Raw genomic sequence first — 24,815 nt, forward strand, 5'->3', positions numbered from 1 at the left:
TTCTTGATAGAGCGCAGTGATTTTTTTAGGGATGTCTTCTTGTTCAGGGCGTGACCCACAAAATACAGGCCAGCTGCAGGGGTATAAAATTCCGTGTCGGATTGCTCAAATTTCAGTTCCACAAAAATGCACTTATATGGTGAAAACCCAGATGAGCAAATATTAGTCAACAGATGCTGATATTACTGAGTTTTTGGCAAATTTAACGATCATGAACTCACGGATTCAGGTCTATGTTTAGGGTCGATAAAGTGGCTTAAAGGTAGCTTTAAATTGATATAAAAAAACCAGCGGTCTCAGGCTGGCTTTTTTATACAGGAGTTGATGTTATTAACGCTTCCGACGAGCTTGCTCCAATAGCTCTTCACCTCGCTCTTTGGCAGAAGCGGATTTAGCGTTCTCTTTAGCCTGTCGTAAAACTTCGGGGTTTATTTTCTTATCCAAGTCTTCAAGGCTGATCGTTTCCTTTTTCATCATGATTACCTCGTATATTCTTCAAACAACTTTTCTGCAAGCTTAATGTGCTTCTTATAGAATTTCTTCTCATTTGCGCCATCTTTTACGCCGGCACACAGCACTAACGCATCGCGATTTGGGTTAAATGTAAAAAAGATTCTATAAGGGCGACTGCTTGCATTCACTCTTAGCTCTTTGAGATTTGATACTTTGTCTGATCCATACAGCGTATCCACGTCAGGGCGGCCGAGTTGTGGACCATGCATTTTCAAGCGTTCTAAAACTTCACGTATTTTTAATTGAACAAATTCATCTTGCTCTAAAAACCAACTTTGAAACTCATTGGTCATCCTAATATTCCAGGTCATCCTTGATATACCTTAAACTTCTTTACTTGATGGGTGACCGGGATACTCCCAATCCATATCCTTAAACGTTAATCTGATTTCGTAATAAACAGACTCAGGCTCATCACTAACATTTGGGCAGTTAAGTACAAGCTCATACGAGTTATCCGGACGGGAACATCCCGGAAGATAACCAAGCTTGGCAAGGTCTTCTACAACTTTCTTGCGTCTTAATCTTGCAACTAATTGATGATGAGCGTCACGAACAAATCCAGATGGATTTTCTTCTGCCTGTTCGACAGACATAAAGAGCTGATTATCTGTGAGCTCTTCAAGCTTAAAGCTCTCAACTAAGCTCTCACTGATTTGGTAGGAACTATCAATTGTAAATAAGAAACCTTGCATAGATGTATCCTTTTTTCTAATGCTTGGTACTAAGGCTCTTGTGGATATTAGTCTTTTTAGATTCTGTTCGCCACAAGATCAATTGTAGCGAACAGAAGTGGCATGTGGGCTTTTACATCACACGCATTCCAGGCTGTGCGCCTTCATGAGGCTCAAGAATCCAGAGGTCTTTGCCGCCAGGGCCAGCGGCCAGCACCATACCTTCACTGACGCCAAACTTCATTTTGCGTGGTGCCAGGTTGGCGACCATGACAGTGTATTTGCCGGTCAGAGCTTCAGGAGAGTATGCGGACTTGATGCCTGCAAATATGTTGCGAGGCTCTGCTTCGCCAATATCCAAAGTCAGGCGCAGCAGTTTACCAGCACCTTCGACCAGCTCAGCATTGACGATTTTAGCAATGCGAAGGTCGACTTTGGCAAAGTCATCAAAAGTAATTTGCTCGGCAACAGGCTCTTTTTCCAGCCATTCGTTGCTGGTAGCTGTTTCAGCAGGTTTTTGCTCAGCCATTTTGGCAAGCACCTCCTTGCTGGCTTCAATCATGGCATCGACCTTATCAGACTCAACACGAGTCATCAGAGGTTTGAATTTGTTGACCTCATGATCGAGCAACAGTGTCTGACTGTCAGTCCAGGTCAGAGGCTCAACGTTCAGGAAAGCTTCTGCTTTGGTCGCCATAGCTGGCAGAACCGGTTTCAGGTAGATCATCAGCAGACGGAACAGGTTAATGCCAGCAGAGCAGATGTCGTGCAGCGCCTGATCCTTGCCTTCTTCCTTGGCTACGACCCAGGGCTTCACCTCGTCAATCCAGGCATTGGCCTTGTCAGCCAGAGCCATGATTTCACGCATGGCTTTGCCGAATTCACGACCTTCATAAAGCTCTGCAATGTGCTTTCCGGTTTCCTGGAAGTCAGTAGTCAGTTCAGGAATCATGTTGTTGGCAGACAGTTTTCCGCCAAAACGCTTCTTGATAAAGCCAGCATTTCGACTGGCAATGTTGACTACCTTGCCGACCAGGTCGGAGTTAACGCGCTGAACCAGATCTTCAGTATTCAGATCCAGGTCATCAATACGGCTGGACAGTTTGGCTGCGTAATAGTAGCGCAGGTATTCCGGGTCCAGGTGTTCCAGATAAGTCCGGGCAGTGATAAAGGTGCCACGGGACTTGGACATTTTCTCACCGTTCACCGTCAGATAACCATGAACATTGACAGAGGTAGGCGTGCGATAGCCGGTACCTTCAAGCATGGCTGGCCAGAACAGACAGTGGAAGTTAACGATGTCTTTGCCGATGAAGTGGTGCACTTCGCAGTTGCTGTCTTTCTTCCAGTAGTCGTCAAAATTCAGATCGTCTCTTCTCTGGCAAAGGTTCTCGAAAGAAGCCATGTAGCCAATAGGAGCGTCCAGCCAGACGTAGAAGAATTTGCCAGGCTCTCCTGGGATTTCAAAGCCGAAGTAAGGCGCGTCACGGGAGATGTCCCAGTCCTGCAAGCCTGTATCCAGCCACTCGGCCAGCTTGTTGGCAATCTCATCAGAAATGGTGCCCGAACGGGTCCACTCCTTCAGGAATCCATCAAAGTCGGACAGTTTGAAGAAGAAGTGCTCACTTTCTTTTTCGACGGGAACCGCTCCGGAAATAGCGGATCTTGGGTTCTTCAGATCCGTTGGGGAGTAGGTGGCACAACACTGTTCACAGTTGTCACCGTACTGATCGTCTGCGCCGCATTTGGGGCATTCACCCTTGATGTAACGATCCGCCAGAAACATCTGTTTTTCAGGGTCGAAGGCCTGAGTGATATTGCGACTGGCAATATGGCCATTTTCCTTGAGTTTCAGATAGATAGCTTCGGAGAGCTTGCGGTTTTCTTCAGAGTGCGTGGAGTGGTAGTTATCAAACTCCACCAGGAATTCGCCAAAATCACGAATACGCTCTTTATTGATCAGGGCTACCGATTCTTCCGGGGTTATGCCCTGCTTTTCAGCGTGCAGACTGATGGCCGTGCCGTGAGCATCGTCGGCGCAGACGTAAGTGCATTGGTTGCCGAAAAGCTTCTGAAAACGAACCCAGATATCGGTTTGAATGTATTCCACCAGGTGTCCCATATGCAGAGGACCATTGGCATAGGGCAGGGCGCTGGTGACAAGTATTTTACGTTGGCTCATTCGAGTACTGTGTTGCTGGAAAAGTGAGTAGGGTAAAGGAGGGGAGTATACGATAAATCGTTCAGGTAAAGCTAAATCACAGAAAAGAAAGTTTACTTATGGCTCCGTGGAAAGAAGCCATAAGCAGAGTTCATAGCTTAAAGCAATCGGAACGTTTTCAGGGGGGTGCCTGTGACCATAATATTGTCCTTTGGAAGCATGGAATAGGCGCAATCTCTTACTTTTTCACAAATGGTCAGCTGTCCTTTCATGAAATACTGTTGGGCTATCTCACCTATCTGATTCGTTGAAATGGCATCTGTTACGCCGTCACTCATTTGAAGAATCAGGCTGTCTTTATCCAGCTCATCCAACGGAATCATAACGATGGTCGGTTGAGCGGTAAGAGCGCCATTATGATGGTGATCTCCAATAGTGGCTGCAGAAGACGTGCCTCTGTCAACTCCAGGGCCTTTAACCCGAACAAGCTCAAATGCCTGGGTTTTAGGGTCTCTCTGGCTTTCAATCGTTCCGCCTCTCAGATGAACGGCGCGATTAAATCGACTCACTTTTGCTGCCGACCGGTCTTCTTCAGAGCCTTCATCTTCTGGCAGTAACTTGGCGTCTTCTGATAACTGAACACATTCCCCCTTGGGAGTGACCAGAATAGCTCTGCTATCGCCAACATTGGCGATGCAGAGGCGATCACCGATGACACATGCCAGATTGAAGGTGGTACCTGTTTCATCAAAGCGACGTATGCGATCCAGGTCAGCTATGGCGGCAGACACGGCTTCAGTAATACCGGCTTCTGTGAGCCCGCCACCACAGAACTGTTCGAGTCTTGCTTTGAGACAAGGAGCGATGGCTGCAATTGTCGCATTGGCCGCTTGCTCATCACCGTGGCCGTCAGCCACAGCTGTCAGCCTGATTGGCAGCCAGTAAGATCTTACAGAGCAAAAAACGAGACAGCTGGCAGAGGCATCTTCCATGGAGGGGCTGCCACCAGCAGTTTCTGAAAACACGGCGCCTGGATTATCTTTAAAACGTCCAGTGCTGCAGCTGATCTCCTTGTGTTTTAAATAGTTATGCTGGGGGATATCTGTTGCTAGCAGCTGCTTAAACTTTTCCGGATTTTTTGGAGCCTCTTGAGACTGAGCTGTTATGGCTGCATCTCTGTTGTTTCTGAGTTCTTCAGATACCTCTACAGGGGATGTTTTGACCTGATACTCAAGCGCATCCCATTCTTCTGTAGTTATTTTTGGGTTAACAATCCCCCCCGGCAACTGTTTGGGGTTACCTACTGTCTTGAATGTCATGTCGCCAACAGTGGCTTCTTTAATATTGGCGGTATTACTGACAATCTCTGTTTGAGTTACGGGCGGGTTGGATTTTGGCAGAGAGCATTCTGCCGTGTCACAAGCTTGTTTTAATTCGCGGTAGAGGGCCTGTACCGCAGAGTTGTTGATATCGGCTTTTCCGTTAATACGCCCAGACAGCTGATTGGTTTTTTCCGGGTCAATTATATACATCTCAATAGCCAGTCTTCGGGCATTATCTGAACTCAGGTTGGCTCCCTGTTCCTGAAGAAAAACGCAGAGTTCATCCACCTGGGCAAGAGTCAGGCTGGGAATACTGTCGGAAATGCTGGCAAACTGTGGCATTTGCGACAGTATGCTGGAAGCTGAATGGACTTCTGAAAGTGTGGGGGTGTTAGAGACACTTATTTTCTTGATGGTTCGGGCACCGAGTGTTCCCTGGGGGCGATAATGCTCCAGGGCTTTTTGCATGTTGCTTTGACACTCTTCAAATGTTTCCTGCGTTTTTTTATCCTTTAGAGTTCCCCATGTTAACCATCCACCCGTCAGACTGTTGTGGCTCACGAAAGCCGCTTTTGTCAGGATACGGCCATCACGGGTCAGGCCAACAGGTGTATCTTCCGGATTGGTGCTACCTAGCTCGGAAACGGTGCTTTTCAAGACACTCAGTCGAGGGAAATGAATAGAGCCTGATAGGGGGTCGTAACCAGTGGCCATGTGAGGTGCTCTCTAGATTAAGAGTGGATAATGTGAGAGCTATCGGCGAAGAAGGTGAAAGAATAATAGGGCAGGAAAAAAGTAAGATCGTTTGGAGCATGAGCAGGATAAACCGCCGATGCATAATAAGCCTGGCTTGGGTGAAGGGGCCAGAAGAAAGTAAAAATACCGCTGTTCAATCCAGCTTTACTGGCGTTAAAATACACGGCTCTCCATTGGAAGTATGGGGAGTTTCCAGGGGCAAATGGGTTCTGTCCGGTCTGGCTTCTGGCTCCTGGTGGGTTTCAATTCCCTGAAAATCATTTAGATTTGGTCCATTTCATTGCATGATTCATAGTGTAAAGGGGCGGACCTTTCTCTGGCTGGCATCCCCTACAGCCAATTACCCTGCAGCACAGGGCTGTTTCATTATTACAACCGGTAGACCGGAACCGGGAAGGCAGGTATTGTTAATTTCATGACTGACGAGGATCAGAAGCGGTATATCCGGCAGAGAAATGCCGGGGCCTTGCCCTGGGAGCTGGAAGATACAGCTCATCAGAAAGCAGAGGAGCATCCGGTATTCGGCCAGCAGACGACTCAGTCGAACACGCTGGTTGAGGGCGCACGGGTACAGCCATTGCCTAAGGATTTTGCACCTGATCCGGTCTATATCGAGTTTCTTGAAGAGCATCATGGTATTCCTACGGACTTTACTCATGCCCAGTTGCCAGAGTTTAAACTCTATTGGCTGGAGACGGGAGAAGCTCGAAAGGCCTGGCAGAATAAGTTCAAGAACCATGTGATCTATCAGTGGAAGCGGAGCCAAAGTGAAACAGGGCAACGAGCTAATCGATCAACAGCTGAAAAGCTTACAGACACCAGCTGGGCAGACGGACTCCAGGTCGACTTCGACGACTCAGACGAACAGCCATGAGCCGGTAGAGAGCCATAACCATCAGAGCAGTGCTGATGGCGATCAAAACGGTGCGAACAATGCTGAGCTGAAGCAGCAGTACCGTTATGCCATCAATGGCCTGTTTACCCTTCTCGAAGATGCTTTTCCCCTGAAGTTTCGGCGAGCTTTTCCAACGGATGAAGATCTGAGCCGGGCTAAAAGGGTCTGGTATCAATCCCTTAAAGAATTCAGTCCTCGTCGTATTATTCAGGCCGGTCAGAAGGCGCTGGATACCACCAGGTTTTTCCCGGATCTCAGTGAAATACGTGAACTCTGCAAGCTTCGCTATGACGAGATGGGGCTCAAGGAGCCACTGCAGGCCTACTATGAAGCCTGTTATGCGCCGGAGCAGACCCGGGAGTACCGATGGTCTCACATTGCTGTCTATCTGGCTGCCCGTGAAACAGGCTGGATAACTCTGAGAAGTGAAGAGCAAAGAACGGCTTTTCCAATCTTTGAACGTAATTACAACATTATCTGCAACCGTGTTATTGACGGTGAGGATCTTGAAGCTTCAATCATGAAAGGCATTGAAGACAGCCGTTCAAAAGAGGCAGTGAGAGTGGCGGATGAACAAGCCGAGCAATCTCTGCGAAAAGAGATGGAAAAGCAGGGGATTGATCCTGATTCCGGGCGATCCGCGTTTGATAAGTTGAAACAATCCCTATCCTCTGGAGGCTGACCGAGAATAGGTAGCCTGGCCTAAAATCCAGAAAGAACGGTCTGTTTTCCCGATGAATTTGATTAAATAGGCCAGCTATTCGCACAAATCCATCGAAAAAACAGCCTCGTTCTACTGAATTTTATGCTCAGGCGCTATTCTTGGTCAGTCTCCCGATCAGTAAATTCGGTTTTTACTGGAAGAATAACAACGAAATCATTAGTCTATCCGCCATTCTATCGGTTGGAGTCTGACGCCCATGAGTGTCTTAGATCGTGCTGCGGTTGAAGCCGCTGTTCAAGGCTATCACGATCCCTTTCTGAAGCAGGACCTGGTCACAGCAGGCTGTATCCAAGAACTTTCCATCGAATCTGGCAAAGTTACTCTGAAAGTTGAATTGGGTTATCCCGCTGAAGGCTTTAAAGGAGGCATTGAGCAGTTATTGTCTGCCAAGATTGAAAACCTGCCGGGTGTTGAAAGTGCCAAAGTCTCGGTTAACTGGCGTGTTACCAGCGCTCCGGTTCAGGGTGAGCTGGAAGCGATGTCCGGGGTTAAAAATATTATTGCGGTTGCTTCCGGAAAAGGAGGGGTTGGCAAGTCTACAACGACCGTTAATCTGGCATTGGCCATGGCAGCAGAAGGCGCCAGGGTTGGCATTCTGGATGCCGATATTTATGGTCCCAGTATCGGTATGATGTTGGGTTTGCCGGATGGAACCCGTCCAGACGTAAAAAATGAAAAGTTCTTCATGCCGATTGAGGCTCATGGTATCCAGGCGATGTCGATGGCTTTTCTGGTCACAGAAGATACTCCGGTCGTGTGGCGTGGTCCTATGGTCAGTGGTGCTTTGCAGCAGTTGTTGACCCAGACTTTGTGGAATGATCTGGATTACCTGTTTATTGATATGCCTCCCGGCACCGGAGACATCCAGTTGACGCTGGCTCAGAAAGTGCCTGTGACAGGCAGTGTCATTGTCACTACGCCTCAGGATCTGGCTCTGATTGATGCTAAAAAAGGTATTGAGATGTTCAATAAAGTGAATATCCCGGTGCTGGGCGTGGTTGAAAATATGGCCATGCATATCTGCTCTGAGTGTGGTCATACCGAGCATTTGTTTGGCGAGGGGGGCGGAACTCGTATTGCCGATCAGTTTGGTGTTGATTTGTTGGGTGCTCTGCCGCTGTCCATGATGATTCGTGAGCAGTCTGATGAGGGAACACCTGTTGTAGTTTCTGAACCAGACTCCCAAATCACAATAATCTACAGAGATATGGCCAAGCGGGTTGCTGCTGAACTGGCATTGAAAAATGCCGAGCAATCCAAAGCGCCAACGATTTCGTTCAGTGATGACTGAGTGACCGGGGGGAGGTCATACTCCCCCATTACTCAGAAGTTTTGCAGATGCTTACTGACCTTTTCCATAAACTGCTCCCTGTCTTCTTCTGTGTTCTTGTCCATGCTGTAAAGCGCTAACCATTTTATATCTTTGCACTTTGATACGGCTTTCAATGAGAGTTTGAACATCTTTCTGGGGGGATTGCCAACCAGAGTCATTCTCCAATGAGACGATCCCTGGGTAGTGATGATCAGGAATTTTTTAATATTAGTCAGGCCTGGCTGTACGCCATTAGGGCCAAAGGTTGCTACCACTCCGGGCAGCCAAACACGATCGAGCCAACCCTTGAGAATGGCTGGTGGTCCCATCCACCAGGTGGGGTAAACAAACACAACGGCCTCAGCCCACTTTAGTTTGGCAACATGGTCTTCTATGCCTCGAGTGTTGTCCTTGGTCATATAGCTGATTCTTTCTTCGCAAGACATTCGTGCTTCAAAATCACAGTCATATAGGTCCAGAGGGTGCACAGTGTGTCCAGCCTGGGCTAATTGATCGCAGGTCAGTTTGAACAGAGCTGCGTTATAGCTTTCCGGGTTAGGGTGGGCATAAACAACTAAAACGTTCATGCTGATAGTTGTCCTCTGGATGGGGAGCGGCGACAGATACTGACTTTCACTGTTGATTGTTTCTTTTTTGCTATGGGCATTTTGCCAACGATCTTAAAGGAATGGTTCTGGCAATTAAAGCAGACACAGTATAGAAAAAGAGAAGAGGCTACCGTGTGTGATTGTCAGGCACGTATAATGTCTCCTAATAATATTCTGAAGGTTGTGGCCTCTGGTTCGGTCACTTCCTTCCTGCTGCTGGAAAAATAGACCATGAGACTTTGTGATCGGGATATAGAAGCTTGCCTGGACAGTGGAAAAATCACCATTGAGCCACGGCCCGGTTCAGATAAAATCAGTGGGGTCAGTGTTGATCTGACCCTGGGAAACAGTTTCAGAGTTTTCAATGATCATGCAGCACCCTTTGTGGATATCAGTGGCCCAAGGGAAGAGATCAATCGGGTGCTGGACTCCATCATGAGTAAAGAAATCTCCCTGGATGATGGCGAAGCGTTTTTTCTTCATCCTGGTGAACTGGCTTTAGCGGTTACCCGGGAATCCTTAACCCTGCCTGATGACATTGTTGGCTGGTTGGATGGCCGTTCTTCTCTGGCTCGACTCGGGTTAATGGTGCATGTCACAGCTCATCGTATTGATCCTGGCTGGAGTGGTCAGATCGTGCTGGAGTTTTTTAATGGCGGAAAGCTGCCTCTGGCTCTGAAACCGGGAATGGGTATCGGTGCTATCAATTTTGAGACTATGAGTGGTGCTGCGGCCCGCCCGTATAACAAGCGAAAGAATGCTAAATACAAAGAGCAAAACAGTGCGGTGGCGAGCCGGATTGCTGAGGATTAATAAGGTAGCTCGCCAGAATACTCCTTAATGTGTTCATTGTCTGCTTGAGTGGCTTGATCTGGGTCAGGATACTGGCTTGTTGACTTGGTACATACTGTGATCAGGTTGTTAAGGAGAGAGGATCATGGCTCAGGATAATCCGCTGCAAGCGATCACCGCAGAACAGATCATGACGGCCGGGGTTATTACAGTACCCTGTGACTGGAGTGTTGAGAGACTGGCAAGGTTTCTGACTGACAAAAGTATTTCCGGGGCACCGGTGGTGGATCAGTCCGGTCGATTGATTGGTGTTGTGACGCTCTCCGACATCGTACGTCATGCCGGGAGTGGTCTGGCAGACATTCATAACCGGGACGATAGTTTTTATCGAACCATGACCGATAGGGATCTGTCTGATGAGGATCTGCGGGCTTTCCATGAGTCGGTCGATCAGGCTGTTCTTATTGATGACATTATGACGCCCATGGTATTTGAGGTGGCGCCAAAAACACCTTTATTTAATGTGGCTGAAGCTATGGTGAAAGGTCGCATTCATCGAGTGCTGGTAACCGAGAATCGTCAGTTGAAAGGCATTATCAGTGCTTTGGATCTTCTCAAGGTTATGACGGACTAACCTGGATATTTCATAAACATGCTCCTGCTCTCGCTTGTCCCTTGCCGCCCTAAGAAAGTTTGACTCAGTCGACCGTACTCCCCGGTACGGCGCTCCTTCGTCAAATTCCTTAGAGCGACAATGGTCTGCGCGCGATTCAGGGCAGTTTATGATATATCCGAGCTAAAACAGAAAACCCCGGTTTTCCCGGGGTTTGATAGGTCATGCTGATATCATTTCAGCATGATTTCAGCGCGACGGTTTTCCTGTCTCATTTCATCCGTCTCATTACCGCGAACAGGGTTATCTTCTCCTTCACCTTTTACGGAAATGTTGTCTTCAGGAATACCTCTTTCCATCAGGTAGTCTTTGACGGCCTCGGCTCTTCTTTCAGACAGTTTCTGGTTGTAAGTTCTTGAACCAATCTCACAGGCGTGTCCGACAATCTCGATGCGGCTATCCTGGTCCAGTTGGCCAATCAACTTATTGAGCTTTTCCAGGTCATCGGATTTCAGCTTGGAAGAGTCAAAGTCAAAGTTGACGGTGGACATGCCTTCAACGCCTGGAATACCCAAAGGGCTGTCAGGCTTGGCAACAGGGTCCAGCATGGCGCAGGCTGTACCGCCAATCAGAGCACCTGCCACAAAAGCAGCTCCTCCGGTCGCCATGTTATAGGCTGCGCCGGGAATCCCCATGACTGCACCGCCTTTGACCATACAGGTCGACCAGTGAGATTTCTCGGAAACCGATTTTTGGGAAGTGGTAGAACAACCTGCTGTGAACAGCAGAGAGAAAACGAGAGCGAATGTGCTCAGCATCCTTGCAGACATGGTACAACTCCTATCCATGGTTTTTACAGCTTGGTCTGAAGATCTTTCGGGTAAAGAAAGATTGCAGGCCATTTCCAGTTGATTATAGGGAGAGTTGAGCTGCGTTCCTGATGACTGTTTTCCAGTGGTTTGATTTAAATGTCGAAAACAGCAAACGACAGGGATACTTTTTTGACATTTTAAAGGTTCAAAGGTGCTTTTTCAGGGAAGAGTGGTCACTTTTCCAAAGCCTTGCTTTGGTTGTTTTAATCGGGGAGGTAATCCTGCCGACTTCCGCGAATTATCAATAGCCGATAAAGGGCCGAAATTCTGAGATCAAAGTCGCTTATATCCATACAACTACGCATTCTCAGGGCCTTCATCAGGAGTAAACTGAAATGGCAATGAATTATTAGTCTGGAGAAAGAAGATGAAACCCAATACCCAGACAGCTATGCAGGAGCTTATTGTACAGGTCAGGGGAGCCATTCCGTTCAATATGCCCGAAGCAGAGATCTGTACAGGAAAGTGTGTTGGTTGCCCAAAGAAACTGCTGGAGTTTCTTGATCAGGAGTTAAGTGACTGGGAATTCCGGCTGCAGGATGAAGAGCTTCCCAAGCTGGGAGACATCAACCGTCTGGCCAAAACCTCAAAGAAAGTGCATAAGGCTTTGACCAGAAACGGGTTGGTTTAATGCTTAGAGAGTCTGAATCGAACGTCTACGAATATCCTTTATCAATACGACAGCGACCACAGCAGCCAGAAAGATGTTAGAAAGTGGCAATGCAATCCATACTCCGGTGACACCGAATATAAAAGGTAGCGTAAAGAGCAGAGGGATTTGAACGCCCATATTGCCCAGAGTAATGAGTGTGGCTGTTCTTGATTGAGCCAGTGCCTGAAAGTAGGCGGCTGCTACAACAATAAAGCCATCCAGAAACATCGTGAACAAATGCAGGCGCAGTCCTCTTACGGTTTCTGCTATCAATACTGGATCATCACTGTTAAAGATTTGTGCAATGGTTTCTGGCATCAGGTTTATCAATAAAAGCATGCTAATACCAATAACCAGAACCCATCGAATCCCCATCATCAGCGCTTTACGAATATTCTGTTGATGGCCTGCACCATGGTTGTAGCTCACCAGAGGTTGAATACCATGAGCTATGCCTTCTGCCAGCATGTAAAAAATGGCCTGGACATAGCCGACAATGGTAAATGCCGCTAATGCAGTGACCGAACCGAACTCAAGAAACAGACGATTGTGGATAGCCAGAACAAAGCTCATGTAGATAAACATGGTCAGACTGGGTATGCCGGTTATCATGATCTGGCGATAGCCATCCAGGCTGATCTTTAAGTGCTTCAGTGACAATCTAAGTCTTGCTTTATTGCTGAAGAAATAGATAAGACCAATCACAGCGGTGGCCAGTTGAGCTAAAACGGTAGCGATAGCCGCACCAGCAACCCCTTTTTGTAAAACGACAATAAACAAGTAGTCCAGAGCAATGTTTGCCAGGGCTCCTATGACCATGACGATCGTGGCCAGATGAGGGCGTTCGTCATTTCTGATCATCATGGGGAGTGCGGCACCGAGCAGGGCTGCCAGAGAACCTATGCTGATCACTTGCAGGTAGCTCCTGCCCATTACCAGCACATCATCAGTGGCTCTCATCAACATCAAGCCGCGATCACCGTAGTGATAGAGGATTAAACCCAGACCCACAGAAAGCAGAACCATCAGGCTGATGGCGTTGCCGAAAATGGATTGAGCCTGTTCGTGTCTGCTCTCTCCTCTGAAAATGGAGTAAAGCGCGCCAGAGCCAGTACCGCACATCAGACCGATACCGATAACCAGTCCAAAGATGGGCCATACCAGATTCATGGAAGCCAGTGCGTTTGCACCGACATATTGGCCAATAAAAATTCCGTCAATGGTTGCGTAAAGTCCATTGACCAGCATTCCGGCCACTGCAGGCAGGGTGTAACGCCAGAATTGTCTTTCAATAGTAGGGGGTTGTCCCGACTGCTTTTGGATCGTGCTCATCTAGTTACTTCCATAAAACAGGTTTCATTATTTGTTAGTAAAGCTAACTAAATTGGGCTGAAAGTGATTCACTTGGACATTCGCATCAGGAAATTAATGGCTGATGGAGTCGCAAACCTTACTCAGTAATTGCTCAAGCCTGTTCAGTTCTTTTTCAGGCAGTGTCCTGCTAATTCTGTTGATCAGAGCACTGTAAATTTCTTTATCTTTTTCGAGAATATTCAGTGTCATCGGAGTAATTGAAAGCCGAAATGCTCTGCCATCTTCAGGGCATGGGGATCGACGAATCAGACCACGCTTTTCCAGCTTCTGTACCATTGTTGTGGCAGAAGGTTTGGAAACATTCATCTGCTTGGCCAGGTCAGACAGTCTGGGTGAGTCCAGTTCGTGGACGGACTTCAGATAGTCGTATTCATTGAATGAAAGCTGATTGGCCAGCTCTATTTCCCCGCTGTCACGCCACATTCGGGCGAGTTGTCGCTCAAGGAAGTCCATGGACTGGCCAAGGCTTCTTACAGAGTCATTCTTCATAATTGATTAGCCTGGCTAACTAAATATTAGGGTGAGTATATCCTCCGAAAATGGCGAAAGATAGTCCGTGATAATCCTGCTAGAAGTAATCTGAACGATTAAGTGCTGGAGAAGTCTACCCTCAGGGTTTGGTATTTTCTGGGTAGGGAGTGACTATGAAGCTCAATGCATGGGTGTTTTCTTTTCTGATGTTATTTTCGGGTCACAGTGCCTTGGCTGGGGAGTACTATGTTGAAGATGCATTGTCTGGGGGAATTCTTTCGCACCAGCGATTGATAAAAGCGTTAATGGGGCAGCAACATATTATTGTTACCTGGGATCGCAGTAGTAAGCGTTGTGTTCCCGCTGACAGTGCCGTGTTGAATGAAATAACCAAGATGATGTTGAATCACCATTGGTTGCAAACTCTGGTACTGGGCTGGGTTGAGAGTCACTCTGACCAGGCTCAATTATTAAGAAAACACTCGCTAGAGACTCCGCTTGATAGCTTCATAAATAGATACAGTTCATTTTACCACCCATTGTTTCAGCCGGATAACACGCTGTTGAGTCAACTCCATGCTGAAGGCGTAAAGCTGGCTCCGGGAGATTTCAGTTTCAAGCCTTTTGTTGAAGGTATGAATGAGATGTCTGAAATGGGCTACTTAATGGCAACCGCACCGATCAAAGATGAGTTGTTCCAGAGTGACTTTAAGGTGCACGAGAAGGCCATTGTCAGGCTAAATCAGATCAAAAATACGCTGGGAGAAAAGGCATTCAATAATCTCGTGCTTCAGTTTCCAGGCAGTCACACGGTATCTTCAGAGATTCTCACCAGAAGGTTTAATAGTCAGGTTGAGCAGGATGAAGGACTGGCCTGGTTCAGTCAGGCATCAGGGCAATTAGTGTTAATGCCTTACTATACCCATGCAAGAAAGGATGTTGGCTTCGTGCCTTACCTCAGAAAACTTCAGCCCTTTGCTCAAATCAAGGTGGTTTTGATTGTTACAAAAGAGTGCAGAGAGGCATCAGAAGGGTATTCAGGTGTCGACTATCTATTGGTTGAGCACTGAATCAGTTGAAGCAGGGCTAACCGAGCCCTGCTTCTGGCTCATCAGTTATGAGCGTGCAGCTCTTCGTTGAGAGCAATGGCGGATTTGTTGGTCAGGCATTCAATCGCACCGGTCATGGAGTTGCGACGGAACAGGAGGTCAGACTGACCACTGAGCTGATTGGCTTTGACGGACTCAACAACGTTTCTCTGGTCGTCCAGAACATTCACCTTGCTACCAGCTGTCAGGTAAAGACCGGCTTCAATGGTGCAACGATCACCCAGTGGAATGTTAATACCGGCATTAGCACCTATCAGGCAGTTTTCACCCAGGGATACAACAATGTCGTTACCACCAGACAGAGTACCCATGGTGCTGCAGCCACCGCCCAGGTCAGAACCTTCTCCAATCATGATACCGGCAGAGATACGGCCTTCTATCATGCTCTTGCCTTCGGTACCGGCATTAAAGTTGATGAAGCCTTCGTGCATGATGGTGGTGCCTTCACCGACGTAAGCACCCAGACGAACACGAGCTGCATCAGCAATACGCACGCCGGCAGGCACTACGTAGTCGGTCATTTTCGGGAACTTATCCACAGAGTCGACACTGAGGTAACGACCTTCAGCACGGGCTTTCAGCTGACGCTCAGGCAGTTCTGTCAGATCAATAGCACCTTCACTGGTCCAGGCCACGTTAGGCAGCAGTGGGAAAATACCCTGCAGGTTAACGCCATGTGGCTTAACCATACGATGTGAGAGCAGGTGCAACTTCAGATAGGCTTCAGGTGTGCTGTTGAGCGTATCGTCTGTTTCCAGGAAGGTAATGACTCTGGGCTGGTCGCTTTCTTCCAGGCTCAACATCATCTTTGCCAGAGCTTCTTTACCCAGGTTGACGAAGGATTCTTCCAGAGCGTGGCAGGTTGTGCTGTCCAGTTCAACGCAGGTGTTACCACCTTTGTAGTCAACGATTTCAATAATTGCTGCAACCAGCTTTTCAGATGGGCTGAGCAGAGGCATGGGGTAGTATACTTCCAGCCAGTCGCCTTTAGTATTTTTGCTGCCTACGCCAATAGCAAGACTGAAAAGAGTTTGGCTCATAAATAGGTTCCCCTGATTCGCAAGTCAATTTGAAAATAGCCCGTTGCCGTTAGTGCAAGGGGCATTATTCTTCTGCCTGATTAACAATAGCCAGGCGCTGTCACTGAAAAAGTTCTTGATATTGCTTGTCTGAAAAGCCCAGAACTCTTTTGGAGCCTGTGTCGAGCAAAGGGCGCTTGATCATGGCCGGTTGCTCCAGCATCAGTTCGATGGCTGATGTTGCATCGACTGAAGCTTTTTGCTCTTCTGGCAGTTGGCGCCAGGTTGTTCCACGGCGATTCAGCAGTGCTTCCCAGCCCAATTCATCAGACCATTTCTGCAGAGAAGCCTTGTCCAGGCCGTCTTTACGATAGTCATGAAAGCAGTATTCAATATCGGCAGCAGTAAGCCACTTGCGGGCTTTTCGAATAGTATCGCAGTTGCTGATTCCGTAAAGAGTGATCACGGGGCTAACCTGTGTTTTCCGCTGTAAACAGCCATGAACAATAGAAAAAATCTTTCGTCATCTCATTGGGAGATGAAAGATTTTTCACGTAAATAGTAGTCAAGCGGCTTAGGATACACTTCTAGGTATTAAATTGCATGAGCAGGGGAGCTATTTCAGTAGAGCAGATAGTAGATGCCGTTTGCCAAGGCCTCACAGGCTATCTGGGCAGTGAACTTATTGGAATAAATGGTATTGGGCTTTTCGGTACTATGACTATAGAGAGTATGGGCAGCTTGACAGAAAGATACAAAAGCGGGCACATAGACAGCTCCTGATGTCATGCTTTTGCTTCTCTGTCTTCTGAATTCCTGAGGCTCCTTTTCGAGGAGTGTTTCTAAGTCTGGATCTGAGTTGGATTTCTCTCGCTTGTGCACAGTTAGATGAGAGCTGCTGGCTGTTGATTTTATAGTTCTCCTCTGGCTTTGTTTTAAGTCAAAATAAGAGCGGATGTATAAAAGCGAGTTATGTGTCAGCCCGGAACTTAATCGCCAGCCCAGTAGTTTTCTTTCATATTCGGTTCCCAGTTGTCTTCTCAACAGCTCCAGTGTACCTAAAGGATGTGTGGCAGCAGGGTTGAAGGTTTCAGCTGTTAAGTAGTAATGGAGGAAGATTTCATTATGATTTTGGGGCTGAACCAGAGGATCTATGGTGTACACATCGTGGGTTGAGGTAGCTTCTGTGAAAAGACTTAATGAGTGAGATGCTGGGGCTAAAACGGATGGTGTAATGTTTCTTAGGGCGGAAGCCTGTGTCCCCCACAGTAATTCAGTAAAGCTGAAAAAAACATTATTGGATGCGTGACTGAATGGCACAACAATTCTGGCAGTTGCAGAAAGTTCACGTTGCTGTTCGTGGATATTGGAAGTCGCTTTAAGCTCTAATTCGTAGAGATCACTGGATAGTTTTTTACCCGTATTAAATGTCAATTTCAGGAAGTGAGGGTGCTTTTGGCAGTCGAACCAGTTCAAACTGATAGTGGAAGTCAGCTTGAAAGGCATAAAGACGTATTTTGAGACTTCTACTAACTCAAGAGTTGAGTAATTAAGCGCTGAGATAAGGTCGCTGAGCATGGAGATTCGCAGGAGTTCTTCTGCAGTGGGTACTTCATATTGACAGTGCTGACTATTGAGGCTGGCTTTCAGAGTGTATTTTGAATGTGACGGTGTCTCTGAACGGTCCAGATAGGCACTGCCTACCAGCTCGGTTTCATTTCTGAAGACCCCCCGGTATACCTCATAAATCTCTGACCCGAGAGAAAGTGCAGGGAGAAGGGAAATAATAAATGTGTATAAATATTTGTTAATGGGGTTGGCAAATCTGAGATGGAAAGTGTGAATGTTCTGCTTAATCCGCCTCATGCCATAAATACTTCTGATTATTATGCCGACACAGTATAGAGGTACTTATTCAATAGTTTGGGCTATTTCGTCATGCAGGTTAAAAATGACCATCAGTGCAGCTATATTGGTGAGCGCTCAGGACCTTGCACAGAAGTTGCTACAGAAGGCAGAAATCATTGTTTCTGGCATGACAGACAGGCTGACAAATCAGGTCTTAATGTCAGGGAGTTGTTGGAAGAAAGGGCTCACAAAGGTACCCCGATGGAGGGGTTTTATCTGAAAGGCGCTAACCTCGATAATCTCGATCTTGTCTGTCCTGAGGGTGAGGTCTATCAGTTGATCAATAGTGACTTGAGTCGATGCAGTCTGGTTAAAGCCCATCTTTATCGCGCTGATCTTTCCGGCAGTAATTTGTTAAAAGCGGACTTAAGTCGGGCAAATCTTCATAGAACCAGCTTGATCGGGTCAAATCTTCTGGGGGTTAATTTTAAGGCAGCCCGAATTGAGCATGTCAATTTTGGTGATGTGTTTCTGCAAGAAAAGAAAGCTCGTCAGGCACATCAGGAAGGGGATGCACTTAAAGCCAGAGAGTTGTTTGAAGAAGCTGAAGATGTGGTTCGTAATATTCGTAAACATTGTGAAGCCCAAGGGTTGTTTCATAATGCTGGAGAGTTTTTTCACCGGGAAATGACCTTTCATCGATACCGATTTCCCTGTTTCTCCTGGCATAGAGGGGTCTCTAAGCTGGTGGACCTTCTTAGTGGTTACGGTGAAAAACCAGAAAGGGTGGTGTTGTTCTCAGCCTCATTTATTGTGTTCTGCTCATTGTTTTACTTCTTTCTCGGCATTGAGGATGAAGGAGCTTTAGTTCAATACCAGTCTGGTCAGACCTTTTATAATAATCTGATCAGCTGGCTGGAAACGTTGTATTTCAGTGTGGTGACATTCACAACGCTGGGTTACGGTGATTTAACCCCTATAGGGCTTTCAAGATTGTTTGCCGCCATAGAGGCTTTTATTGGTAGTTTTACGTTGGCTCTGTTTGTTGTGGTTTTTGTAAAGAAAATGACCCGCTGAAGAAAACCTTCAGCGGTTGTCATCGTCTTTGCAGTGTTTTCAGGTACGATAGGCTTCCACTTCTTCGGGATCGCAGCTGATGGCAGCATGCTCCTCTCCCTGAAGTAACTCCTTAAACTGGCTGCGATTCATATGAATCAGTTCACGGTGATTCCCTGCTTCCAGATACAGGTCCTGTACTGAATTCAGTTCATCATCCCAGCAGGTGGTCATGCCATAAGCGTTTCCTATTGGAGGAACGGCCCCGTCCTCACAATCTGGAAACAGATGTTTTAGCTCCTGTTCTGAAACCAGATTAAGGTGGCGGTCCAGTTTTGTGTTAATCCATCGAAGCATGAGTTTGTTCATAGAAGGCATGACAGCGATGACATAGCCATCTGTATCCCTGAGAACTACCGCCTTTGTCATGTTTTTGACTGGAATACAGGCGGAGTGTGCCGTATTCATCGCTCTTTCCGAGTATGGATGGGAAACAAGTTCGTAATCCGCATTATGTTCGTTCAAAAACATGTGCAGTTTCCGGGCGATGCTCATCTTCACGTCCCCGCACGAAGGTTAGAGAAGTCGGAATTAAAAAAGACTACGCCCAAGTTTATATGGAATATTTCAGAGTGCTGTGCCCGTAAGCCTAAATAGTAAGATGAAAATTATATATAAAAGTCAGTTGTAATCCGTTTCTATTCTTTCTTGGTAACATTTGTTGTTATGTGCTCAATAGTTGTCATTTGTCTTAAGATTTCAGTCCCTAAATTCTCTAATAGCTGAAGATTTTCTACTTCTTGCAGACATGTATCTTGAAATCAGTCGATCAAGCCAAAATTTGGTATTACTAGCGGTTGGCTTATTGGAATTGAATCAGTATCCTTTTGCGGCTTTCTAGGCTTCTGACTGACTTAATAATTAAAGGAAATCATTGTGAATTTCTCTGGATTGAGGCAACCCTCTCTGCTCGCCGGAGCGGGACTGCTTGCTCTCCCGCAAACCTCTTTTGCGGCAGAAGAGTTGTTGAGAATGACAACTCACCCCATCGCCTGGCTGTGTATTGTGATATTCACCCTGGCCTATGTTGCCGTTATGGCAGAAGAGAAATTGCATCTCAAGAAGTCAAAGCCGGTTATTTTGGCTGCAGGGATTATCTGGGCCCTGATTGCCTGGCTGGCCACGGGGCAGGGAGTATCCCACGAGAGTTTATCCAAAGCGGTCATGCATGACCTGGAAGAATACTCGGCTATGTTCCTGTTCCTGCTGGTTGCGATGACCTATATCAATGCCATGGAAGAGCGTCAGGTATTCGACTCGCTTCGGAGCTGGCTGATTCGAAAGGGCTTTAGCTACCGCCAATTATTCTGGGTTACCGGGATACTGGCCTTCTTTATTTCACCGGTTGCAGATAACCTGACGACGGCTTTGCTCATGGGGGCCGTAATCATGTCGGTTGGGCAGGGGCGTCCTGCTTTTGTCACGATGGCTATGATCAACGTTGTTGTGGCAGCCAATGCCGGGGGAGCATTCAGTCCTTTCGGTGACATCACAACCCTGATGGTATGGCAGGCTGACAAAGTTGAGTTCTTCCAATTCTTCGCCCTGTTCTTGCCCTCTGTCGTGAACTTTATCATTCCGGCTACCATCATGAACTTCTTTATTGAAAATGGGCGTCCGGCTGCTCTGGATGATCATTCGGGTATTCGCCGAGGAGGCATTGGCATATGTGTGCTGTTCCTGGTGACCATCATTCTTGCGGTTTCCTTTGAGAACTTCTTTGGTTTGCCACCCTTTATGGGCATGATGACCGGCCTTTCCCTGTTGATGTTCTATACCTATTTCCTGCAATTGAGAGGGCTGACCAGCAGCCGTCCTATTCCTGTCATGGGCGAAGAGAAAAAAGAGGAAGACCTGGATATTTTCAAGCGGGTAGCTCATGCCGAGTGGGATACTCTGCTGTTCTTCTTCGGTGTTATTTTCTCTGTGGGTGGCCTGCGTTATCTCGGATATCTGGAAGTGATTTCCGAAACCATGTACACCGGGGTAGGTCCAACCTGGACGAATATTGCAGCCGGTGTTTTCTCGGCCATTGTGGATAACATTCCTGTTATGTTCGCGATCCTGGGAATGAGCCCGGAGATGGATGTATTCCAGTGGTTGTTGATTACTCTGACCGCAGGAGTGGGTGGCAGTCTGTTGTCTGTTGGTTCTGCTGCGGGTGTGGCCCTGATGGGAACAGCAAAAGGCCGATATACCTTTCTGAGCCATCTGCGCTGGACCTGGGCTATTGCCCTGGGGTATGCAGCCAGTATTGCCACACATTTCCTGGTGAACGGCTAAGTGGTATTAGTGTCTGTGAGACCTTGTTTTCAGTGAGTGAGAACAGGGTCTCCCTGATAAATAATGTAAGGTGTACAGCTTCCCGATGTTCGAATGTTGATGATCGCGCTATAACGGGTATCAACACTGGGTGTTCGCCTATTGTTGCTGATAGGCATCTCCAGATCATCGGGTTCGATGTCGTACTGTTTGAACCACACCCAATCCTGCCCGGCGTCAGGCTGAAAGCTTAATTCAGCAAAGTCGTCATCCACCTCAGTAAAGAGTATTGTGCCGCGAATGGGCTGGTAGTTGCAATTGAGCGACTCCAGTGGGCTGGCGCAGCCCGTGAGCAAAATGGATGGTAGTATCCATGCTGCCATGCCAAAAGGTGTTCTGGAATTGTCAGAGCGTTTCAAATCTGAAGCTCCTGTTCTTTTTATCACGTGAATTCCATTTCTCGATAAAGAATATTTTTCTAGTGCACTTAGTGTATTAATTATTACATCAGCTCAAAGGCTTTGAAACCACCGTTTACTGTTTCTCAGTATTAGATAGAAAGCCGGTGTCATTAAGGTCGCTATGATAACGACGGCCAACATTCCCCAGAATACCGGAGTTCCCAGTGATTTACGTGCCTGCATACCTGCACCGTGTGTATAAAGCAGGGGCATGACTCCGATGATAAAGGACAACCCCGTCATAAGTACGGCTCGAAACCTGAGTCTTGCTGCTGTTATAGAAGCTTCAAAGACACTGTCTCCTTTGGCTTCACGGGTTCGGGCAAACTCTATGATGAGAATGGCGTTTTTGGCCGCTAGTCCAATTAACAGTATGAGTCCTAACTGGGCGTAGATATTGTTGTCCAGCCCAGAGAAGTACAGTCCTAATAATGCTCCGGCCATGGAAATGGGAATGGAAGCCATCACAGCCACCGGCATTGTCCAGCTCTCAAACTGGGCAACCAAAAACAGGTAGGCAAACAGGATGGCCAGTAGCAGAATCATGGCGGTCCACTGACCCGCTTCTCTCTGTTGTAGTGACATACCCGACCAGACATAGTCATAGCCTTCAGGCAGTTGTGTTGCCAACTCTTCCATAGCGGTCATGGCGTCTTCGATGGCATAGCCCGGGGCAGGCTGACCTGAGATGCTGGCAGTCCGATAGATATTGTAATGTTCCAGAAGCGTCGGACCGAGACCGTTTTTTAGAGTGACCAGGTTGGCCAATGGGATCATCTTGCCACTGTCTGAACGGATCTTGAGTTCGAGAATATCGTCTGGTGTGGCACGATCCTCTTGCTCTGACTGAAGCAGAATCATGAAACTTCGGCCGTACCGGAAATAGTGATCCACATACATAGCCCCAAGATGTCCCTGAAGTACGTCTTGAACGTCAGCAATTTTTATATTGAGGTTATTCAGCTTTTCCCGGTCAATCTCCAGTATGACTCTGGATTCATTGGCTCGATACATACTGTAGCCGCCGTTTATTTCTGGCCGACTTTCAATACCTTGTAGCATTTCTTGAAGAACACCTGAGAGCTCTGCAGGGGAATGCCCGCCCAGATCCTGCAGTTTAAAGTCGAAACCACCAAACAAGCTGATTGCAGGGATCGGAGAGGGAGGTACCAGCATGATGTTGGCGCTGTCCATAGCGCTGATCCTCTGACCCACTTGAGACATGATGCCCTGCAAGCTGGTTTCCTGAGAGGAGCGATCGCTCCAGGGTTCCAGCAGGAAAACGACAAACCCGGAGCTGGGAGAAGACGTCATGGTGACCGGGCTGAAACCGGAAACCGATACCGTGTTTTCAATGCCTTTTATGTCTTTGGTTTCTTCAATCACTTTTTGAACCAGTGCGTCGGTTCGATTCAGTGAGTGACTGTCAGGCAGCTGGATAATGGCGTAAAAGAATCCCCGGTCATCAATAGGGACAAAAGCCTTGGGCGTCACTTTGAGAAGCCACACGGAAGAGAGTGTTATGGTAATCAATAAAAGCAGGGTAATAGCAGGCCTTTTCAGTAGCCAGCGAGCCAGGAACAGATAGCACTGGCTGAGTTTATCAAAGCCTCTGTGTAACCAGTCGTGATAATTTCTGGATTGTCTGGCTTCCTGATTCCTAAGCAATCGATCGCACATAATCGGACTCAAGGTTAGAGCGCAGATGCAGGAAATCAATACGGCGCTTGCTGTAGCAATGCCAAACTCTTTATAAAAGTGTCCAGCAGTACCAGGGATAAAGCCAATGGGGAAGAAAACGGCAAACAGAACCAGAGTGGTAGCAATGATTGGCCCTGTCACTTCTTTCATAGCCTGGATAACCGCTTCACGGGAAGAAAGCTGATTTTCTTGCATCTGTCTCTGGACGTTTTCAACCACGACAATGGCATCATCGACAACAATCCCAACGGCCAGCACCAATCCGAACAAGGTGACCGTATTGATGGTATACCCCAGTAGATAGAGCAAGGCAAAACTGCCTATCAGGGAAACCGGGATCGTGACCGCAGGCACCAGAGTTGAGCGCCAGTCGGCCAGAAAAAGATAGATCACCAGAATAACCAGCAGAATCGTGAGCACCAGAGCCAGCTCCAGCTCATGAATGGTTTCTTTTACAAAACGACTCATGTCATAGGGGATCAGATAGTCGACATCGGCAGGAAATGAAGCTGAGAGCCTTTTCATTTCCTCTTTCAACAGATGGCTGACTTCCAGGCCATTGGCGTCAGGCTGCTGAAACAGGGAGAGGTGAATAGCACTGCCAGACCCCAGACGTTTGATGAAGTCATAGGATTGGGAACCTTGTTCAATGGTGGCGACATCGCCCAATCTCAGAATGGTTCCACCCGGGCCTTTTTTAAGGGGGATTTCCGCGAACTCTTCAGGCCTGCTGAGTAATCCGTTTACCTCTATGACATATTCAAGCTGTTGGTGGTTGATGCTGGGGCTCTGGCCCACTTTGCCGGCAATGATTTCACGGTTCTGGTCTTTGATGACTTTATCAATATCGGAAGGAGTAAGACCCAGACTGTTCATTTTGTCTGCATCCATCCACACCCTCATGCTGTAATCCCGCTTGCCAATGATATCGACAAAACCCACTCCAGGAATTCTCGATAGAGCTTCCTTCACTTTAAGAGAGACAAAATTGCTCATCCAGGTGTCGTCATGTTCCGGGTTGGAAGAGTAAAGGGAGATGAACATTAATTGGGTGCTGAGTTTTTTCATGGTGGTTATACCAAACTCCAGCACTTCTTTTGGCAGGTTGGGTTTTGCGCGCTCCAGGCGGTTCTGGACATTCATCGCAGCAATGTCCGAATTAGTGCCTGCTTCAAAGGTCACGGTCAGGGTCATAGAGCCATCGTTGGAGCTGCGAGAGTTCATGTAGAGCATGTTCTCAATGCCATTCATCTCTAGCTCTATAGGCGTGGCCACAGCACGTTCAACCTGATCGGCGGTGGCTCCCATATAAAAGGCCTTGATCTCGATCTGAGGAGGAGTGACCTGAGGGTATTCCAGTGTGGGAATCAAAGGCAGGCAAAGAAAGCCGCTGATTAAAATCACCAGTGCGATGACCTGGGCCAGTCGAGGGCGGCGCAGAAAGAACTGTGTAAACATGGGAACCCGTTATTTATTTTGGAAGTGCAGTTGCCACAGGCCTGTAATCATTTTGATGAATAGGTTGGCCTGACACTCCGTTGAGCTGTGTTTCCTGCTCGA

Annotated in this window: 24 protein-coding genes; 9 read left to right on the forward strand and 15 right to left on the reverse strand. The window is 47.5% G+C overall.

The genetic code is table 11. The annotated features are described in order from the left end of the window. Positions 1-330 precede the first annotated feature (330 nt). From ACR2PX_RS09965 to ACR2PX_RS09985, 5 genes are all read right to left on the reverse strand, one after another. Complete coding sequence (locus tag ACR2PX_RS09965) at positions 331-477, reverse strand: hypothetical protein (protein ID WP_433999206.1); 147 nt, start codon at positions 475-477, stop codon at positions 331-333. Positions 478-479: 2 nt separating this feature from the next. After that, positions 480-806: a type II toxin-antitoxin system RelE/ParE family toxin gene (locus tag ACR2PX_RS09970; RefSeq protein ID WP_433999207.1), complete on the reverse strand. Its 327-nt coding sequence runs from the start codon at positions 804-806 to the stop codon at positions 480-482. Positions 807-836: 30 nt separating this feature from the next. Further along, positions 837-1,208 carry a hypothetical protein gene (locus tag ACR2PX_RS09975; RefSeq protein WP_433999208.1) on the reverse strand — a complete coding sequence of 124 codons (372 nt, stop codon included), beginning with the start codon at positions 1,206-1,208 and terminating at the stop codon, positions 837-839. A 112-nt stretch (positions 1,209-1,320) separates the two neighbouring features. After that, complete coding sequence (gene metG / locus ACR2PX_RS09980) at positions 1,321-3,369, reverse strand: methionine--tRNA ligase (RefSeq protein ID WP_433999209.1); 2,049 nt, start codon at positions 3,367-3,369, stop codon at positions 1,321-1,323. Positions 3,370-3,506: 137 nt separating this feature from the next. Then, complete coding sequence (locus ACR2PX_RS09985; RefSeq protein WP_433999210.1) at positions 3,507-5,384, reverse strand: PP2C family serine/threonine-protein phosphatase; 1,878 nt, start codon at positions 5,382-5,384, stop codon at positions 3,507-3,509. Between the two features lie 457 nt (positions 5,385-5,841). On the opposite strand from ACR2PX_RS09985, the gene ACR2PX_RS09990 reads away from it, so the two are divergent. From ACR2PX_RS09990 to apbC, 3 genes are all read left to right on the forward strand, one after another. Next, positions 5,842-6,300: a DnaT-like ssDNA-binding domain-containing protein gene (locus ACR2PX_RS09990; protein WP_433999211.1), complete on the forward strand. Its 459-nt coding sequence runs from the start codon at positions 5,842-5,844 to the stop codon at positions 6,298-6,300. After that, a complete protein-coding gene (locus tag ACR2PX_RS09995; protein WP_433999212.1) occupies positions 6,194-7,003 on the forward strand; it encodes a replication protein P in 810 nt (269 codons plus the stop codon). Before ACR2PX_RS09990 ends, ACR2PX_RS09995 begins: the two co-directional genes overlap by 107 nt. A gap of 238 nt (positions 7,004-7,241) precedes the next feature. Next, the gene (gene apbC / locus ACR2PX_RS10000) at positions 7,242-8,336 is read left to right on the forward strand and encodes an iron-sulfur cluster carrier protein ApbC (RefSeq protein ID WP_433999213.1); all 1,095 of its coding nucleotides are present in this window, start codon (positions 7,242-7,244) and stop codon (positions 8,334-8,336) included. 32 nt (positions 8,337-8,368) lie between these two features. Here apbC and ACR2PX_RS10005 read toward each other — a convergent pair whose 3' ends face one another. Further along, a complete protein-coding gene (locus ACR2PX_RS10005) occupies positions 8,369-8,944 on the reverse strand; it encodes an NAD(P)H-dependent oxidoreductase (RefSeq protein ID WP_433999214.1) in 576 nt (191 codons plus the stop codon). Between the two features lie 252 nt (positions 8,945-9,196). On the opposite strand from ACR2PX_RS10005, the gene dcd reads away from it, so the two are divergent. Then, the gene (gene dcd, locus ACR2PX_RS10010) at positions 9,197-9,778 is read left to right on the forward strand and encodes a dCTP deaminase (RefSeq protein ID WP_433999215.1); all 582 of its coding nucleotides are present in this window, start codon (positions 9,197-9,199) and stop codon (positions 9,776-9,778) included. 124 nt (positions 9,779-9,902) lie between these two features. Beyond that, positions 9,903-10,391 carry a CBS domain-containing protein gene (locus ACR2PX_RS10015; protein ID WP_433999216.1) on the forward strand — a complete coding sequence of 163 codons (489 nt, stop codon included), beginning with the start codon at positions 9,903-9,905 and terminating at the stop codon, positions 10,389-10,391. Between the two features lie 212 nt (positions 10,392-10,603). Here the strand turns inward: ACR2PX_RS10015 and ACR2PX_RS10020 are convergent, their stop codons facing one another. After that, positions 10,604-11,200, reverse strand: coding sequence for an OmpA family protein (locus ACR2PX_RS10020; protein WP_433999217.1), 597 nt, complete (start codon positions 11,198-11,200; stop codon positions 10,604-10,606). Between the two features lie 409 nt (positions 11,201-11,609). Here ACR2PX_RS10020 and ACR2PX_RS10025 point away from each other — a divergent pair, with 409 nt between their 5' ends. Beyond that, on the forward strand, positions 11,610-11,873 hold the full coding sequence (locus tag ACR2PX_RS10025) for a hypothetical protein (RefSeq protein WP_433999218.1): 264 nt from the start codon (positions 11,610-11,612) through the stop codon (positions 11,871-11,873). A 3-nt stretch (positions 11,874-11,876) separates the two neighbouring features. On the opposite strand, the gene ACR2PX_RS10030 is transcribed toward ACR2PX_RS10025, so the two are convergent. Together ACR2PX_RS10030 and ACR2PX_RS10035 are read right to left on the reverse strand one after the other, a co-directional pair. Continuing rightward, entirely contained in the window at positions 11,877-13,226 is a 1,350-nt protein-coding gene (locus tag ACR2PX_RS10030; RefSeq protein ID WP_433999219.1) for an MATE family efflux transporter, read from the reverse strand. Positions 13,227-13,319: 93 nt separating this feature from the next. Then, the gene (locus ACR2PX_RS10035) at positions 13,320-13,757 is read right to left on the reverse strand and encodes a MarR family winged helix-turn-helix transcriptional regulator (protein ID WP_433999220.1); all 438 of its coding nucleotides are present in this window, start codon (positions 13,755-13,757) and stop codon (positions 13,320-13,322) included. 155 nt (positions 13,758-13,912) lie between these two features. Between ACR2PX_RS10035 and ACR2PX_RS10040 the strand changes: the two genes are divergently transcribed. Then, positions 13,913-14,809, forward strand: coding sequence for a hypothetical protein (locus tag ACR2PX_RS10040; RefSeq protein ID WP_433999221.1), 897 nt, complete (start codon positions 13,913-13,915; stop codon positions 14,807-14,809). Between the two features lie 41 nt (positions 14,810-14,850). Here ACR2PX_RS10040 and dapD read toward each other — a convergent pair whose 3' ends face one another. The 3 genes from dapD to ACR2PX_RS10055 all read right to left on the reverse strand — a co-directional run bounded on the left by dapD (position 14,851) and on the right by ACR2PX_RS10055 (position 17,733). Further along, positions 14,851-15,888 (reverse strand): 2,3,4,5-tetrahydropyridine-2,6-dicarboxylate N-succinyltransferase, encoded by a 1,038-nt coding sequence (dapD, locus tag ACR2PX_RS10045; RefSeq protein WP_433999222.1) that lies wholly within the window; start codon positions 15,886-15,888, stop codon positions 14,851-14,853. 100 nt (positions 15,889-15,988) lie between these two features. Continuing rightward, a complete protein-coding gene (locus ACR2PX_RS10050) occupies positions 15,989-16,333 on the reverse strand; it encodes an ArsC family reductase (protein ID WP_433999223.1) in 345 nt (114 codons plus the stop codon). A gap of 155 nt (positions 16,334-16,488) precedes the next feature. After that, positions 16,489-17,733 carry a hypothetical protein gene (locus ACR2PX_RS10055; RefSeq protein ID WP_433999224.1) on the reverse strand — a complete coding sequence of 415 codons (1,245 nt, stop codon included), beginning with the start codon at positions 17,731-17,733 and terminating at the stop codon, positions 16,489-16,491. A 72-nt stretch (positions 17,734-17,805) separates the two neighbouring features. Here ACR2PX_RS10055 and ACR2PX_RS10060 point away from each other — a divergent pair, with 72 nt between their 5' ends. Next, positions 17,806-18,792, forward strand: coding sequence for a pentapeptide repeat-containing protein (locus ACR2PX_RS10060; protein WP_433999225.1), 987 nt, complete (start codon positions 17,806-17,808; stop codon positions 18,790-18,792). 39 nt (positions 18,793-18,831) lie between these two features. On the opposite strand, the gene ACR2PX_RS10065 is transcribed toward ACR2PX_RS10060, so the two are convergent. Then, positions 18,832-19,302, reverse strand: coding sequence for an aminoacyl-tRNA deacylase (locus tag ACR2PX_RS10065; protein WP_433999226.1), 471 nt, complete (start codon positions 19,300-19,302; stop codon positions 18,832-18,834). Positions 19,303-19,707: 405 nt separating this feature from the next. Between ACR2PX_RS10065 and nhaD the strand changes: the two genes are divergently transcribed. Further along, the gene (gene nhaD / locus ACR2PX_RS10070) at positions 19,708-21,114 is read left to right on the forward strand and encodes a sodium:proton antiporter NhaD (protein ID WP_433999227.1); all 1,407 of its coding nucleotides are present in this window, start codon (positions 19,708-19,710) and stop codon (positions 21,112-21,114) included. 29 nt (positions 21,115-21,143) lie between these two features. On the opposite strand, the gene ACR2PX_RS10075 is transcribed toward nhaD, so the two are convergent. Both ACR2PX_RS10075 and ACR2PX_RS10080 read right to left on the reverse strand, forming a co-directional pair. Further along, positions 21,144-21,512: a hypothetical protein gene (locus ACR2PX_RS10075; protein WP_433999228.1), complete on the reverse strand. Its 369-nt coding sequence runs from the start codon at positions 21,510-21,512 to the stop codon at positions 21,144-21,146. A 93-nt stretch (positions 21,513-21,605) separates the two neighbouring features. After that, positions 21,606-24,713, reverse strand: coding sequence for an efflux RND transporter permease subunit (locus ACR2PX_RS10080; RefSeq protein ID WP_433999229.1), 3,108 nt, complete (start codon positions 24,711-24,713; stop codon positions 21,606-21,608). Positions 24,714-24,815 lie beyond the last annotated feature (102 nt).

Origin of the sequence: Endozoicomonas sp. (assembly GCF_051008435.1) — a bacterium.
Classification (GTDB): domain Bacteria; phylum Pseudomonadota; class Gammaproteobacteria; order Pseudomonadales; family Endozoicomonadaceae; genus Endozoicomonas_A.

Bases quoted from the DNA above. Each gene is read 5' to 3' on its own strand.
- ACR2PX_RS09965 (WP_433999206.1), bottom strand. From the start codon at position 477: ATGATGAAAAAGGAAACGATCAGCCTTGAAGACTTGGATAAGAAAATA.
- ACR2PX_RS09970 (WP_433999207.1), bottom strand. From the start codon at position 806: ATGACCAATGAGTTTCAAAGTTGGTTTTTAGAGCAAGATGAATTTGTT.
- ACR2PX_RS09975 (WP_433999208.1), bottom strand. From the start codon at position 1,208: ATGCAAGGTTTCTTATTTACAATTGATAGTTCCTACCAAATCAGTGAG.
- metG (WP_433999209.1), bottom strand. From the start codon at position 3,369: ATGAGCCAACGTAAAATACTTGTCACCAGCGCCCTGCCCTATGCCAAT.
- ACR2PX_RS09985 (WP_433999210.1), bottom strand. From the start codon at position 5,384: ATGGCCACTGGTTACGACCCCCTATCAGGCTCTATTCATTTCCCTCGA.
- ACR2PX_RS09990 (WP_433999211.1), top strand. From the start codon at position 5,842: ATGACTGACGAGGATCAGAAGCGGTATATCCGGCAGAGAAATGCCGGG.
- apbC (WP_433999213.1), top strand. From the start codon at position 7,242: ATGAGTGTCTTAGATCGTGCTGCGGTTGAAGCCGCTGTTCAAGGCTAT.
- ACR2PX_RS10005 (WP_433999214.1), bottom strand. From the start codon at position 8,944: ATGAACGTTTTAGTTGTTTATGCCCACCCTAACCCGGAAAGCTATAAC.
- dcd (WP_433999215.1), top strand. From the start codon at position 9,197: ATGAGACTTTGTGATCGGGATATAGAAGCTTGCCTGGACAGTGGAAAA.
- ACR2PX_RS10015 (WP_433999216.1), top strand. From the start codon at position 9,903: ATGGCTCAGGATAATCCGCTGCAAGCGATCACCGCAGAACAGATCATG.
- ACR2PX_RS10020 (WP_433999217.1), bottom strand. From the start codon at position 11,200: ATGTCTGCAAGGATGCTGAGCACATTCGCTCTCGTTTTCTCTCTGCTG.
- ACR2PX_RS10025 (WP_433999218.1), top strand. From the start codon at position 11,610: ATGAAACCCAATACCCAGACAGCTATGCAGGAGCTTATTGTACAGGTC.
- ACR2PX_RS10030 (WP_433999219.1), bottom strand. From the start codon at position 13,226: ATGAGCACGATCCAAAAGCAGTCGGGACAACCCCCTACTATTGAAAGA.
- ACR2PX_RS10035 (WP_433999220.1), bottom strand. From the start codon at position 13,757: ATGAAGAATGACTCTGTAAGAAGCCTTGGCCAGTCCATGGACTTCCTT.
- ACR2PX_RS10040 (WP_433999221.1), top strand. From the start codon at position 13,913: ATGAAGCTCAATGCATGGGTGTTTTCTTTTCTGATGTTATTTTCGGGT.
- dapD (WP_433999222.1), bottom strand. From the start codon at position 15,888: ATGAGCCAAACTCTTTTCAGTCTTGCTATTGGCGTAGGCAGCAAAAAT.
- ACR2PX_RS10055 (WP_433999224.1), bottom strand. From the start codon at position 17,733: ATGAGGCGGATTAAGCAGAACATTCACACTTTCCATCTCAGATTTGCC.
- ACR2PX_RS10060 (WP_433999225.1), top strand. From the start codon at position 17,806: ATGCAGGTTAAAAATGACCATCAGTGCAGCTATATTGGTGAGCGCTCA.
- ACR2PX_RS10065 (WP_433999226.1), bottom strand. From the start codon at position 19,302: ATGTTTTTGAACGAACATAATGCGGATTACGAACTTGTTTCCCATCCA.
- ACR2PX_RS10080 (WP_433999229.1), bottom strand. From the start codon at position 24,713: ATGTTTACACAGTTCTTTCTGCGCCGCCCTCGACTGGCCCAGGTCATC.